The organism is Campylobacter sp. CFSAN093259 (assembly GCF_012889985.1).
Taxonomy (GTDB): domain Bacteria; phylum Campylobacterota; class Campylobacteria; order Campylobacterales; family Campylobacteraceae; genus Campylobacter_D; species Campylobacter_D jejuni.
The window spans coordinates 348,489-363,080 of record NZ_CP040617.1 but is presented as its reverse complement, the minus strand read 5'-3'; the positions used below and the strand labels follow the sequence as shown (position 1 = coordinate 363,080).

General features: G+C 31.0%; 14 protein-coding genes. 9 read left to right on the top strand and 5 right to left on the bottom strand.

Going from position 1 to position 14,592, the window contains the following annotated elements; translation table 11 throughout:
- The first annotated feature begins 81 nt into the window (after positions 1 to 81).
- The 3 genes from FBF20_RS01900 to FBF20_RS01890 all read left to right on the top strand — a co-directional run bounded on the left by FBF20_RS01900 (position 82) and on the right by FBF20_RS01890 (position 3,652).
- Entirely contained in the window at positions 82 to 1,428 is a 1,347-nt protein-coding gene (locus tag FBF20_RS01900) for an FAD-dependent oxidoreductase (protein WP_002854402.1), read from the top strand.
- Between the two features lie 48 nt (positions 1,429 to 1,476).
- A complete protein-coding gene (pyk, locus tag FBF20_RS01895; protein WP_002858708.1) occupies positions 1,477 to 2,919 on the top strand; it encodes a pyruvate kinase in 1,443 nt (480 codons plus the stop codon).
- Positions 2,920 to 3,016: 97 nt separating this feature from the next.
- Entirely contained in the window at positions 3,017 to 3,652 is a 636-nt protein-coding gene (locus FBF20_RS01890; RefSeq protein WP_002858686.1) for a hypothetical protein, read from the top strand.
- Positions 3,653 to 3,682: 30 nt separating this feature from the next.
- On the opposite strand, the gene pflB is transcribed toward FBF20_RS01890, so the two are convergent.
- Genes pflB through der form a run of 5 tightly spaced genes read right to left on the bottom strand, consistent with a single transcriptional unit; the run spans position 3,683 to position 10,223 of the window.
- On the bottom strand, positions 3,683 to 6,145 hold the full coding sequence (gene pflB, locus FBF20_RS01885; protein ID WP_002858651.1) for a motility protein PflB: 2,463 nt from the start codon (positions 6,143 to 6,145) through the stop codon (positions 3,683 to 3,685).
- Between the two features lie 9 nt (positions 6,146 to 6,154).
- The gene (gene serS, locus FBF20_RS01880; protein ID WP_002858681.1) at positions 6,155 to 7,390 is read right to left on the bottom strand and encodes a serine--tRNA ligase; all 1,236 of its coding nucleotides are present in this window, start codon (positions 7,388 to 7,390) and stop codon (positions 6,155 to 6,157) included.
- 10 nt (positions 7,391 to 7,400) lie between these two features.
- Positions 7,401 to 8,360: a tryptophan--tRNA ligase gene (gene trpS / locus FBF20_RS01875; protein WP_002858719.1), complete on the bottom strand. Its 960-nt coding sequence runs from the start codon at positions 8,358 to 8,360 to the stop codon at positions 7,401 to 7,403.
- Positions 8,357 to 8,854: a shikimate kinase gene (locus FBF20_RS01870; RefSeq protein ID WP_002904001.1), complete on the bottom strand. Its 498-nt coding sequence runs from the start codon at positions 8,852 to 8,854 to the stop codon at positions 8,357 to 8,359. Before FBF20_RS01870 ends, trpS begins: the two co-directional genes overlap by 4 nt.
- The gene (gene der, locus FBF20_RS01865; RefSeq protein ID WP_002858744.1) at positions 8,841 to 10,223 is read right to left on the bottom strand and encodes a ribosome biogenesis GTPase Der; all 1,383 of its coding nucleotides are present in this window, start codon (positions 10,221 to 10,223) and stop codon (positions 8,841 to 8,843) included. The genes FBF20_RS01870 and der overlap by 14 nt, the downstream gene beginning before the upstream one ends.
- Positions 10,224 to 10,324: 101 nt before the next feature.
- Between der and FBF20_RS01860 the strand changes: the two genes are divergently transcribed.
- Genes FBF20_RS01860 through FBF20_RS01835 form a run of 6 tightly spaced genes read left to right on the top strand, consistent with a single transcriptional unit; the run spans position 10,325 to position 14,546 of the window.
- Positions 10,325 to 11,257: a DMT family transporter gene (locus FBF20_RS01860; protein WP_002865582.1), complete on the top strand. Its 933-nt coding sequence runs from the start codon at positions 10,325 to 10,327 to the stop codon at positions 11,255 to 11,257.
- A complete protein-coding gene (gene kdsA, locus FBF20_RS01855) occupies positions 11,254 to 12,069 on the top strand; it encodes a 3-deoxy-8-phosphooctulonate synthase (RefSeq protein WP_002858652.1) in 816 nt (271 codons plus the stop codon). The genes FBF20_RS01860 and kdsA overlap by 4 nt, the downstream gene beginning before the upstream one ends.
- Positions 12,066 to 12,530, top strand: coding sequence for a 6,7-dimethyl-8-ribityllumazine synthase (gene ribE, locus FBF20_RS01850; RefSeq protein ID WP_002854278.1), 465 nt, complete (start codon positions 12,066 to 12,068; stop codon positions 12,528 to 12,530). The genes kdsA and ribE overlap by 4 nt, the downstream gene beginning before the upstream one ends.
- Positions 12,530 to 12,928 carry a transcription antitermination factor NusB gene (nusB, locus tag FBF20_RS01845; protein ID WP_002824771.1) on the top strand — a complete coding sequence of 133 codons (399 nt, stop codon included), beginning with the start codon at positions 12,530 to 12,532 and terminating at the stop codon, positions 12,926 to 12,928. Before ribE ends, nusB begins: the two co-directional genes overlap by 1 nt.
- Positions 12,925 to 13,764 (top strand): orotidine-5'-phosphate decarboxylase, encoded by an 840-nt coding sequence (gene pyrF / locus FBF20_RS01840; RefSeq protein ID WP_002869748.1) that lies wholly within the window; start codon positions 12,925 to 12,927, stop codon positions 13,762 to 13,764. The genes nusB and pyrF overlap by 4 nt, the downstream gene beginning before the upstream one ends.
- Complete coding sequence (locus tag FBF20_RS01835) at positions 13,761 to 14,546, top strand: hypothetical protein (protein ID WP_002824766.1); 786 nt, start codon at positions 13,761 to 13,763, stop codon at positions 14,544 to 14,546. The genes pyrF and FBF20_RS01835 overlap by 4 nt, the downstream gene beginning before the upstream one ends.
- Positions 14,547 to 14,592: the final 46 nt, after the last annotated feature.

Below are 14,592 nucleotides of genomic sequence, written 5' to 3'. Positions count from 1 at the left end.
TGAAATTTAACTTTTTGTAAAACAAATTCAATTAAACTTCTATTTAGAAAAAAGTTTATTAAAATAAAAAAAGGAAAAACAATGAGCCAACAAGAATTTGATGTGCTTGTCATCGGAGCTGGAATTTCAGGAGCAGCATTATTTTACGAGCTTGCAAGATATACAAATATTAAAAATATTGCTTTGATAGAAAAATATAATACAGCTGCAACATTAAATTCTAAGGGAACGAGTAATTCTCAAACCATTCATTGTGGAGATATTGAAACCAATTATACTTTAGAAAAAGCGCGAAAAGTAAAAAGAACAGCTGATATGATAGTTAAATATGGACTCATGCAAAATGCGCAAAATAATTTCATGTTTTCTCATCAAAAAATGGCTCTAGCTGTTGGAGATATAGAATGTGATTATATGAAAAAACGCTATGAAGAATTTAAAGAACTTTATCCTTATATAAAATTTTTCGATAAAGCAAAAATCAAACAAATTGAACCCAAAGTTGTTTTAGGAGAAGATTGCAATCAAGATAGACCTGAAAATATCTGCGCCATGGGTGTTGAAAGCGGCGAGGTTTTTACAACTGTAGATTTTGGGAAAATGAGTATAAATCTAATAGAACAAGCTCAAAAACAAAATAAAAATACTTTCGTTGCCTTTAATCAAGAAATTATTCACATAGAAAAAAAGGATGATATTTTTATATTAAAAACCTCAAATCATCAAGAATACCATGCCAAAAGCGTAGTTGTCAATGCTGGAGCGCACTCTTTATATTTAGCACATAAAATGAACTTAGGTATGGATAAGTCTTGTTGGCCTGTTGCAGGAAGTTTTTATTTAACCAAACAAAAACTTTTAAATGGTAAGGTTTATATGGTGCAAAATCCTAAACTTCCATTTGCAGCTCTTCATGGAGATCCTGATTTGCTTGCTGATATGAACACCCGCTTTGGACCTACCGCACTTGTTATTCCAAAACTAGAACGTTATCATGGTCTAAAATCAGTTCCAGAATTTTTTGAAGCACTAAAACTTGATAAAACTGTTTTAAAAGTAACTTTTAATATGTTTAAAGATGCAACAATTAGAAATTACATCTTTTATAATTATCTTTTTGAACTACCTTTTGTTGATAAAAGCTTATTTGTTAAAGATGCCAAAAAAATAGTCCCAAGTCTTAAAGCAAGCGATATTTATTATGCGAAAGGTTTTGGAGGCGTAAGACCGCAAGTTATTGATAAAACTAAAGGAGAATTAATGCTAGGTGAAGCAAGCATCACAGAAACCCCTGGTATTATTTTCAATATGACTCCAAGTCCTGGAGCAACAAGTTGTCTAGGAAATGCTGAAAGAGATGCAAAGCTTGTATGTAATTACCTAGGAATGGAATTTAACGAAGATAAATTTTCTTCAGAATTATTGTAATCATTTTGTTTCTATTTTTAGCTACAATAATTTCAAAAGGAGTTTACCATGCTTAAAAAAACAAAAATTGTAGCCACAGTAGGTCCAGCAAGTGAAAAGGAAGAAATTCTACGCCAAATGATTATCAATGGTGTAAATGTTTTCCGTTTAAACTTTTCTCATGGAACACATGAGTATCATAAAAAAAACTTAGATACCATAAGAAGAGTAGCTAAAGAATTGCATACTCGTATTGGAATTTTACAAGACATTAGTGGTCCTAAAATTCGTACAGGTGAACTTAAAGAACCATTTGAATTAAAAAAGGGTGATAGACTTGATTTTTATCGTGAAACAATTTTAGGGGAGAAGATTGCTCAAAATCATTATAAAATCAGTATCAATCAAAAATCCATTTTAGATATGTTAAAAATTGATGAATATATTTATCTGTATGATGGATCAATTCGTGCTAAAGTAGTAAATATAGATAATCAAAAAATTGAAACCATTATAGAAAATGATGGTTTTTTAAACTCAAATAAAGGTATTAATTTTCCGAATACTAAAATCAATATTGATGTTATTACACAAAAAGATAAAAATGATTTACTTTGGGGTATAAAAAATGAAGTAGATTTTTTAGCAATATCTTTCGTACAAAATGCGCACGATATTGATGAAGTTCGTGAAATTTTAGCACAAAATAACGCAAAAATATCTATTTTTGCAAAAATTGAAAAATTTGATGCAGTAGAAAATATTGATGAGATTATTAAATCTAGCGATGGTATAATGGTTGCAAGAGGAGACTTAGGTATTGAGGTACCTTATTATAAAGTTCCTAATATCCAAAAAGAAATTATACAAAAAGCAAACAATGCCTCTAAGCCTGTTATTACTGCGACTCAGATGCTTTTTTCATTAGCCAAAAGCAAAACCGCCACAAGAGCTGAAATTTCAGATGTTGCAAATGCTGTTTTAGATGGAACAGATGCAGTAATGCTAAGTGAAGAAAGTGCCGTTGGTATAGATCCTGCAAACGCTGTTGATATAATGTGCCAAACTATAATAGAAACAGAAAAACGCTATCCATATAACAAATTTAATGATTTTAATGATTTAGACAATACAGATAAAATCATGCGTTCTTCAGCTCATCTTGCAACAGATCTTAACGCTGATGCTATTTTTTCTTTAACAAGTAGCGGAAAATCTGCTATTAAGATTGCGAGATATCGTCCAAATATAGAAATCATAGCAGTAGGGCATTCTGAAAAAACCTTAAACTCTTTAAGTATAGTTTGGGGAGTTAATCCTGCAATCTTGGTTAACAAAAGTAATGAACTTACAGAATTATTAAAAGACTCTGTAAGATCAAGTGTTGAAAAAGGTTTTATGGATGAAGATAAATGCTATCTTCTAACTGCAGGCTTTCCAACAGGAGTAGAAGGTACTAGCAATCTTATCCGCATTCTCAATAAAGAGCAAATTGCTTATTATCTACAATAAAACATTAAATTCCTTTGAAAATAAGGAATTTAATGTCCTTATAAATTTTTTAAGTCAAAAGTCGATATAAATTAAAGCCTCACACAAAGGAGCAAATATGCAAGTGAATACTTTTTCAAATATCGCTAGCATGGCACGAACACAAGTTAGCAATAAGAAGGCAGATGATGCTAAGGAAAACACAAAAGACAAAAATGTTCAAAGTGCTAATTCTAGCAAGGATGTAGATAAAAATACCCTTGAAAAATTAAATGCACTTGGTGGAAAAGGCATTACACAAATTTACCTAGTTCAGTTTCAACAGCAAACAATGAATGCTGTAATAGGTTCGAGCAATGCCCAAACTGGACTAGATAGTCTTTTAAATGGTGCCAATTTAGATACTGCGAAATCTATACTTACAAATATTGATTTTGCATCCTTAGGCTACAGTAGCAAAAATCCACTTGATATGAATACAGATGAACTTCAACAACTTGTAAGTGAAGATGGTTTTTTTGGAGTGGAAAATACAGCCAATCGCATCGCGGATTTTGTTATTAAAGGCGGTGGCGACGATGTTGAAAAATTGAAAAAAGGTCTTGAAGGTATGAAAAAAGGATTTGAGCAAGCAGAAAAAATGTGGGGTGGAGAACTTCCTCAAATCAGTCAAAATACAATAGATGCGGCACTTAAAAAAGTTAGCGATCGCATTGATGAACTAGGCGGAAAAACTCTAGATCTTCAAGCTTAACTAAAAATGCTTAGAAATTTCTAAGCATTTTTAGTTGTTATTAATATCAAAAGTAAAAAATTCACTCTTAAAATTATTAGGTAAAGTTTTATACTGAGATATCGCAGCTTCATAGTTCTTTACTTCTTGATACAACATACCAAGAGCTGCTTTACTCTCTTTGTTATTTTTATCTGTAAGTTTAGAAAGCTGCAAAAGCGCTATAGCTGAATTTGGATTATTTGCACCTACGGCTGCTACGGCTGCTAAAAATAAAGTTTTAGTATCTTTTGCTCCATAATCATCAATCAAAGAATTATAAAGCGCATAAGCCTCCTCGTATTGCTGTGCAAAAATATCCAAATAAGCTAAAGTTTGTAAAATACCCTCATCTTTTGCTCCTGAAACATTAATCAACTCTTTAAATTTCTGTCTTTCTAAATTTAAAAGCCCTGCAATATGCATTAAATTAACATAAAATTCCCTAGCTATATTTGGCCCACCAAAAACACTACGATAATCAAGTTTTAAATTTTTAAAATGAATTTGAGCATTTTGAGCATATTCTTTAATATTTAAATTTGAATTTAAAGAATTAAAATACAAAATATTTGCCAAAATATCTTCAGGCAACTCTGAACGCAATTTAGCAATTTTCACATCTACTTGATTATTAAGGTTATTATTTTTAGCAACAATAGCTTCAAAAATCAAACTCAAAGGCGTATCTTTTTTTGTTTCATCTAAATAAGGAAGCATAGAAATATAATTATTATTAACTAAAAATAACATACTTTTTTGCATATTAGCTTTAAAATTAGAATCAGCAGCTATATTATCAAGAATTTCATTGTAAAGTTTAGTTGTATCAATATCAATTAATTTTGCACAAAACATAGCAAAAGCACCTGCTAAGTAATTTTTAGGATTAAGATGATATGAACTTGAAAAATGCTTATAAGCAAGTTCATAATTTTGCATTTGGGCATAAGTTAAAGCCAAATTATAATGTAAAATACTATGTTCTGGATAATCCTTGATAAGTTTTTGAAATTCTTGGTTAGCAAGGCGTAACTTCTGATTTAATGCATAGTTAATAATATTGGCAATTTTTACATTGGTAGATGAAAGAGCCTTGCTTATATTAAGATAAATTCCCGCATCAGTACTATCATCAACGAAATCTGTAACATTAGCTTTTTTAATATATAAAGCAGCCTGCTTACTATCAAAAACCTGATAAGGTGCAAAATAAAAAAGCAAATCGAATTGATCTTTTTGTTTTTTTAGCAAATCTTTTGAAAAAGAATTTTGAGCAACTGCTATATTAAAAAGATCCTTATTTAAACGAACTTGAATTTTATAAGTATCTAAAATCTTATATCTATCTTTATCGTTATCATAAGAATTTTGCAAGCGCGCTAACATATCTTGATAATTTCCTGTTTTAATATCAACCAATGTTAAAGCCGCCAAACTCTGATTAAAATCTCTTTCAATTTTCATCGCTGTACTTAAAGCGACTTTAGCTTTAGCATATTCTCCTATTCTAGCGTATAAAAGACCTAAAGATAAACTAGATTCAAAATTGCCTTGAGAATTTAATTGCTGTATAGCCTTGGAATCAAAGTCCATTTTTGCATAAATTTTAGCAGACAAATACTTTGCAACATCAGAATACGGCTCCACATCTGTTCTTTGTAACATTTGTAAGGCCTCAGGGTAATATCCTTTGTAATAATTAATCAAGCTTAAATAATAATCATATAATTTTGATTTTCCTTCTTTTGGAAGATACACTTGAGCTAAATCAATATAATATCTAAATTTTTCCTTATCATTAAGCTTTAAAGCACAAACAGCAGCATTGATAGCAGCTACACTTTGATTTTCTCCATTGGCTATAGCTTTCTTGAAGCTTTCAAAAGCTTCTTGGAATTTATTCTCATTCATTTGAGAAACGCCTAAATTATAATTAGATAAAGATTCATTATATACGGCAACTTGCTCATAAACTTTTAAAGCCTGTTCAACCTCACCCTTTAAATATAAAGCATTTGCTTTTTGGATCATACCATCAATTCTTTGCATATCATTGTATTTATATGATTCATCAGGCATAATAACAGGTTGTTCTAAAGGCTTAGAAGCTATAATATCTGGTTTAATTTTTCCTTCACTAAAAGTTAAATAAAAAAGTGTAAAAACTAAAATACAAATAATCCCCAAAGATAAACCCACAAGAGACATAAACTTACGATCTTTATACCAAGGCGTAGGCTCTTGACTTTCAACTTCTTCAAAAGTTGATACATCTTCAGGCGCACTTTCTCTTGTAAATTTAAAACCACTTTCACTATTTTCTTGAGGTAATTCTTCTGGCAATGATGCAAATTCTTCATCTTCTGGAGCTTGCCCCTCTTGCCCTTTAAATCCCTCTAAACTCTCATCAAGTCTTGGTTGATTTAAGCCATCTTCGGGTTTTTCTAGTATTATATCTTCTTGTTCAGCCATCTATACTCTTTAAAAATATTTTTTCAAAACATCAGGAATATGAATTTTTCCTTCTTTATCTTGATAATTTTCCATAATCGCTACCAAGGTTCTTCCTACTGCCAAAGATGAGCCATTAAGAGTGTGGACGAGTTCATTTTTTCCTTGTTCGTTTTTATAGCGAATTTTAGCGCGTCTTGCTTGAAAATCACGACAATTTGAAACCGAGCTGATCTCACGATATTTATTCTGTCCTGGAAGCCACACTTCAAGATCTACAGTTTTTGCTGCACTAAAACCCAAATCTCCAGTGCAAAGCATCAAATGTCTATGCGCTAAACCTAAAGAACTCAGCAAATCACTTGCACACTCAAGCATTTCATTAAACACACTATCACTTTGCTCAGGTTTAGTGATACTTACAAGCTCTACTTTTTCAAACTGGTGTTGTCTTATAATACCCCTTGTATCACGCCCTGCACTGCCTGCTTCTTTTCTAAAACAAGCACTATAACAAGTCATTTTTATAGGTAAAGTTTCACTCGCTAAAATTTCTCCGCTGTAAAGATTGGTTACTGGAATTTCAGAAGTTGAGATCAAATACAAATCCTCATCATCTACCTTATACATATCTTCTTTAAATTTTGGCAACTGACCCGTCCCAAACATAGTAGCACCATTTACCAAAAAAGGTACATTAACAAATTCAAATCCACGACTTCTATTAAAATCTATCATATAATTTACCAAAGCACGGCTTAATAAAGCTCCTTCATTTTTAAGCACACAAAAACGACTTTGTGAAATTTTTACCCCACGCATAAAATCAAGCCAATTTAAACTCTCGCCTAATTCAAAATGTTCTTTTGGAGTAAAATCAAAGCTAGGTGGATTTAAAACTTTTTTAAGCTCCACATTTTCATTTTCATCTTCACCCACAGGCACACATTCATCAGGGATATTTGGGATGGCATGAGCGATTTCCTCAAGCTCATTTTCTAAAGCATTTACTTTAGCGCTTTGCTCATTAATTTTGCTTTTATTTTCGCTTAATTTTGCTTTTAAACTTTCTTTATCTTCGGCTGTAGCAAGCTCTTTACTGAATTTATTTTGAAAAGCTTGAAATTCTTCCAAGGCTATTTTTTCTTTTTTTAAACTTGCAAAAAGTTCAGCAAGTTTTTTTAAGATATTTTCATCAACTTTTTTATTTTTTAACTTTTTAGCCACTTCATCAAAATTATTTTGCAAATTTTTTAAATCTAGCATTTTCTACTCCTTAAAGTCCGATTTTTTCATAAATTTTTTGCATTTTTTCTTGGGCGATTTTTCTTGCTTTTGTCGCACCAAAATCCAAAATTTCTTTCAAATGCGAAGGCTTTTCTAAAAGCTCATTATATTTTTCTCTTGCTTCTTTAAAATAAGCATTTACAAGCTCGTTTAAATATATTTTAAAATGTCCATAACCCTCACCACCTTTTTCATAGCGTATTTGTAATTCTTTTTGCCCTGATTCATCTAAAAAAAGCTTTGCGATTTTAAAAATATTGCAGTTTTCATGATCTTTTGGATCTTCTAAAGCGGTACTATCTGTAACTATGGAAGAAATTTGTTTTTTTAAGGTTTTTTCACTGCTAAAAATATCTATAGTATTTTGATAAGATTTACTCATTTTTGCTCCATCAGTACCCACAACCACAGCTACTTCTTCATTAACTCTCGCTTCTGGAAGGGTAAAAATTTCACCCCATTCATTATTAACTTTTAAAGCAATATCGCGTGCGATTTCAACATGCTGGATTTGATCTTTTCCTACAGGGACAATTCGTGTATCAAAAAGTAAAATATCTGCCGCCATTAAAACAGGATAAGAAAAAAGCCCATGTGAAGCACTAAGTCCCTTAGCAACTTTATCCTTGTAACTATGTGCACGCTCTAATAAACCCATAGGAGTAAATTGCGATAAAATCCAATAAAGCTCCATAACTTCCTTAACATCACTTTGCAACCAAAAAACGCTTTTTTGAGGATCTATACCAAGGCTTAAAAAAGCCGCAGCAGCTTTTAAGGAATTTTGTTTAAGTTTTTCTCCATCTTGAGAAGAAGTCATGGCATGATAATTAGCAATAAACATAAACATTTGGCTTTTTTCTTGTGCATCTACCATTTGCTTAATCGCACCAAAATAATTACCTATATGCAAATCGCCACTTGGCTGAAGGCCTGTTAATACTCTCATTTTATCACCTTTTTAATCTCGCTTAAAAGCTCATCTATATTTTTATTTTCTATATTTAAAATAAAATTTGCCTTTTGTTCATACTTGCTTAAACGCTCATTATATAATTTTTTTGCTTTAATTTCATCATAAAATAAAGGTCTTTTAGAAATTTCATCTTTGTCTAAACGCTTTTTTAAATATTCAAAATCTGCTTTTAAATAAATACAAAAACCTGCTTTTTCTAAATTTGAAACATTAACAAAACCCCCACCTGTAGCAATACAAGCTTTCTCACAAGAACTAAAAAAATCAGCCATTTTTTGCTCTTGTTCTCTAAAAAAATTTTCCCTTTTTTGTTCAAAAATTTCACTGACTTTTTGATTAAATTTTTGTTCTATTAAAAAATCACTATCTAAAAAAACAAGATCTAAATCCTTAGCTAAAGCTCTTGCTAAAGTGCTTTTTCCAGAACCCATAAATCCTATAAAAACGATATTTTTAGCTTTCATCATTTTCTTTACTGCCCTTTTTACGCGAAGCAATCACTAAAGGCACACCTTCAAAATTAAATTCTTTTCTGATTTGATTTTGTAAATAACGCTTATAGCTAAAATGCAAGGCCTTAGGACGATTCATAATAAGTGCAATTTTTGGCGGTGCTAAGTCATATTGTACTGCATAATAAATTTTAACCAATTTCCCATAATCATGCGGCAAAGGATGTGCTCTTGTGGCATTTTCTATCAAGGTATTAAGCTTAGAAGTTTGGATTTTTTGAGTGAAATTTTCAAAAATTTGCAAAATTTTATCGAGTAAAACATGCACCCTTTTTCCACTTAAAGCTGATACGCTAATCACGGGTGCGTAAGCTAGAAATTTAAAACGATCAAGACGCAATTCTTTTACAGTCTTATCAAAATCCATCTCACTTTTATCCCATTTATTTAAAACAATAATCACACCCAAATAATGCTTAGCCACAAGCCCAGCAATGCGTTCATCAAGCTCGTTAAAGCCCTCATGCGCATCTAAAACCAAAAGTGCTATTTGAGAATGAGATAAAATTTTTTCCGTGCGATTTAGGGCAAAGCGTTCGAGTCCTTGAATTTTACCCCTTTTTCTAATACCTGCAGTATCAACAAATTCTATCACTTTATCTTTATGAACTACACTTTCATTAACAGGATCTATAGTAGTTCCTGCAATAGAACTTACAACACTGCGTTCTTGTTTAACCAAAGCATTTAAAAGACTTGATTTTCCAACATTTACACGCCCTACAATACCCACTCTGATATGATTTTGATCGACTTCTTTAAATTGAAATTCTTTTCCTTCTTCATAATACTCTAAAAAATCTTCTAAATTTTCTTCTTCATCGGGGATTAAAAACTCTTCATGTAAAAATTTTTCAAGCCATTCATAAAGTTCATCTAAGCCTACATTATGGGTTACTGAAAGATTAAAGATTTCCTTTACGCCAAAATTTGCAAACTCCCAAGCCCTTTCTTCATCTTTTTTATTATCTACTTTATTAATCACTAAGGCTATAGGTTTTCCAAGTTTTTTTAAAGAATAAAAAAACTGTCTATCCTCATCATCAGGCGCTAATTTCCCATCAACTAGATAAAGTATGATATCGCTTTCTTTAGCTACTTTTAAAGTGTTTTTTTTCACATTTTTAAAAAGTTCATCACTTTCATCAAGCCCTCCACTATCAATAAGCATGGCTTTTTTTGAATGAATATGAATTTGCGTTTTATTTGTATCTCTAGTTGTGCCTGAAATATCACTTGTAATAGCTATTCTTTGTCTTGCCATTCTATTAAAAAGGCTTGATTTTCCCACATTTGGCTTACCTATAAGTATAATGCTTTGCATTTTTTTCCTAGAAAATTATATTTTTAAAATTATATAAAATTTGGCTTAATATTAAGCAAAAAAAGACTAGAATTAACCCAGATTTTAGTCAAGGAAAAAAAATGCTAAAAGTAATCAAGCATAATTTAGGAATTTATTTCATGATTTTAGCATGTTTGGATTTTGCACTTATGGGAGCTTGTGCAAAAATTCTTAGCAAGGAAATGAGTTCTATAGAAATTATGTTTTTTAGAAATATCATAGGAATTTTTTTCATAGTCTATCTTTTAAAACGATCTAAGGCACATAAAGAAGGGGGATATTTTTGGCTCTTGGTATTTCGTGGAGTAGTAGGCACGCTTTCACTATATATGTTTTTCTATAATGTTTCAAATATTACACTAGGTGGAGCTTTTGCTTTTCAAAAAACTGCTCCTATTTTTATTACTTTAATAGCTTTTGTTGTTTTTAAAGAAAATATTGGCATCAAAGGCTGGATAGGAATTTTAATAGCATTTGGTGGAGTGCTTTTAATCGCTCAGCCTTGGGCTCATAATTTAAATCATTCAGGCTTTGATTTAAAAAATTCAGTTATAGGTATCACGAGTGGATTTTTAGCCGCTTTAGCTCTTACAAGTGTAAGAGAACTTAGAAAATCTTACACTACAGAACAAATTGCCTTTTCTTTTATCCTTTTAGGAACCTTAATGCCTTTAATTTCTATGATCAGTGCTGAATTTTTTGAACCACAGCATCTTGATTCTTTACATTTAGATTTCATTCTAGCACCTTTTGTGATGCCAAGTCTTACAGCTTGGCTTATCATTGCCATTATGGGAACTTTAGGCACCATTTATCAAATTCATGTCACTAAAGCTTATGGTATCGCTAAACAAGCAGGAGTGGTTGCCGGAGTTAGTTATCTTGATGTAGTATTTAGTATGATAGTTGGGATAATTTTGGGAGATAATTTACCAAGTACTATGGTTTTTTTAGGTATAATAGGCATTATTTTTGGTGGATTAATTTTAGTTAAGAACAAAGGAAAAAAATGAAAAAAATGATACTCATTGCTGGTCCTTGCGTGATAGAAAGCAAAGATTTGATTTTTAAAGTTGCTGAACAGTTAAAAAATTTTAATGAAAATCCAAATATAGAATTTTATTTCAAATCAAGTTTTGATAAGGCCAATCGCACAAGTATTAATTCTTTTCGAGGTCCTGGTCTTGAAGAAGGATTAAAAATTTTACAAAGCGTAAAAGATGAATTTGGTATGAAAATCTTAACCGATATACACGAAAGCAATCAAGCAAACCCTGTAAGTGAAGTAGCTGATGTCTTGCAAATTCCTGCTTTTTTATGTCGTCAAACCGATTTACTTGTAGCCGCAGCAAAAACTAAGGCAAAAATTAATATCAAAAAAGGACAATTTTTAAACCCAAGCGATATCAAATACAGCGTTAAAAAAGTTCTACAAACCCGTGGTATAGAAGATGAAGGCTATGAAGCTGCTCAAAGAAATGGTGTTTTTGTAGCTGAAAGAGGGGCTAGCTTTGGCTATGGAAATTTAGTAGTAGATATGCGTTCTTTAGTTATCATGCGTGAATTTGCTCCAGTTATTTTTGATGCTACCCATAGCGTACAAATGCCAGGGGCTGCAGGTGGAAGTAGCGGAGGGAAAAGCGAATTTGTAGAACCTTTAGCAAGAGCGGCAGCAGCCGTAGGCATAGATGGCTTTTTCTTTGAAACACATATTAATCCTTGCGAGGCTTTATGCGATGGACCTAATATGCTTAATCTTACACGCCTTAAAAATTGCGTTAATACATTACTAGAAATACAAAATATCATAAAGGAAAACAAATGAATATTATTGAAGGAAAATTAAATTTAGACTCAAATACAAAAATTGCTATCATTAATGCAAGATTTAATCATATCATCACAGATCGCCTTGTAGAAGGAGCAAAAGATGCTTTTTTAAGACACGGGGGCAAAGAGGAAAATCTAAGCCTTATACTTGTTCCTGGTGCTTTTGAACTTCCGTATGCGTTAAAAAAAGCTATAGAAAGCAAAAAATTTGATGCAATTTGTTGCGTAGGCGCAGTAATTCGTGGCTCAACTCCGCATTTTGACTATGTTTCAGCAGAAACCACCAAAGGCATAGCCAATGTGAGTTTAAATCATAATATCCCTGTAAGCTTTGGTGTTTTAACTACAGATACAATAGAACAAGCCATAGAAAGAGCTGGAAGCAAAGCAGGCAATAAAGGCTTTGAAGCTATGACAACTGTAATCGAGATGTTAAATTTAAGCAAGGAGCTTTAATGGCAACGCGTCATCAAGTTCGCCAAAGCGTCATCTCCTTACTTTATGCTTTTGAATTAAATTCTCAAAACAACGTTTTTGTAGATGAAATTTTAGATGAAAAAAAAATACGCAATGAACAAAAAAATTTTACTTTAAATTTATATAATGGAATTTTAGATAATTTAAACAATATTGATGAAACCTTAAATTCATTTCTAAATGATAATCAAATTACAGCTTTAGGACATGTAGAAAGAGCTATACTAAGACTTGGAGCTTATGAGTTACTTTTTACCGATACTCCTAGCGCCATTGTCATCAATGAGGCTATAGAACTTGCTAAAGAACTTGCTAATGACAATTCTCCAAAATTTATAAATGGAGTTTTAGATGCCTTAATAAAGGCTAAAAAATGAAGCTTTGTGTCGCACTTGATCTTTCTACAAAAGAAGAATGCTTACAACTTGCCAAAGAATTAAAAAATTTAGACATATGGTTAAAAGTAGGTTTAAGAGCATATTTAAGAGATGGTTTTAAATTCATAGAAGAACTTAAAAAAGTTGATGATTTTAAAATATTTCTTGATCTTAAATTTCATGATATTCCCAACACTATGGCAGATGCTTGCGAAGAAGTATCAAAACTTGGTGTTGATATGATCAATATCCACGCAAGTGCTGGAAAAATAGCCATACAAGAAGTTATGACACGGCTTAGCAAATTTTCAAAAAGACCTTTAGTTTTAGCAGTTTCTGCTCTTACGAGTTTTGATGAAGAAAATTTCTTTAGTATTTATAGACAAAAAATTGAAGAAGCTGTAATTAATTTTTCAAAAATATCCTATGAAAATGGACTTGATGGTATGGTATGCTCTGTTTTTGAAAGCAAAAAAATTAAAGAGCACACAAGTTCAAATTTCTTAACCCTTACTCCTGGAATTCGTCCTTTTGGAGAAACAAATGATGATCAAAAACGTGTTGCTAATCTTGCAATGGCTAGAGAAAATTTGAGTGATTATATCGTTGTGGGAAGGCCTATATATAAAAATGAAAATCCTAGGGCTGTATGTGAAAAAATTTTAAACAAAATACACAGAAAAAATATAAGCGAAAACGATATAGAGCAAAATTATGAAGTAATTCAGCAAAAAGAATGGGATATGTGTAATCACTTTGAAGAATGGATTAAAACTCAGCCTGATAAAGAACATGCTTTAAAAGAATTTTATGCTAAGTGTGGGATAAAATATTGAATTATCAACAATTAGAATGCGATTACTTTAATCTTTACAATCAGTTTCTTAGCGTGGATTTTCAAATTTCATTATTTGAAAAAGATCATAAAGGTTTAATTAAAGATTTTATATTTTTTTATTATCAAATTTTAAAACAAAAAGACTTGAGCTACTTGCTTGAGGTAAGAAATAAAATTTCCCTGAAAGTTTATAATTATATGCAAGAGCACTCCACTTCTCCAAAAGATTTAAGTCTTATTTGTCTAAGAGAAAATAAACATATTGAATTTTTTCAAATATTTTACAAGGCTCTCGCTTATTTTGTAGCCTTTAGAAAAAAACTTGATGGAGAACAAAAAATTAAAAATTTGATTTCAAATATCAATGACTGTTTTGGCTATCATTTCTTGAATTCTGACTTTAACAATCTTCAAAATTTTCAAAAAAGCGATTTGTTCACCTTACCTGAAAAACATCTTAAATATTTTCACTTCGCCATGATTCATCTTTGTTTCATGGTTTTAAATCCTTTAAATTTTAAAGACTCTAATCGGCATCTTGATAAAGCGATTAATTATCTTGTCGATGGAACTTTTGAAATTTATGAGCTCATCTTTAAAGAATATTTTTTATTGTTTTCAAAAGATAAAGAGCTCAAGGATGAACTTAGAAAATTAAAAAAATTAGAATTTAAAATTCTAATGCAAGAAACTTCAAAAATTAAACTACTTAATCATTATAAAGAATTTTGCGAAGAAATATTCTACAATATAGAACTTGAAAAAATCACACAAAATTAATCCTGTATTAACATTGTTATAGTTTAATAATAAAAATTTTTAATAA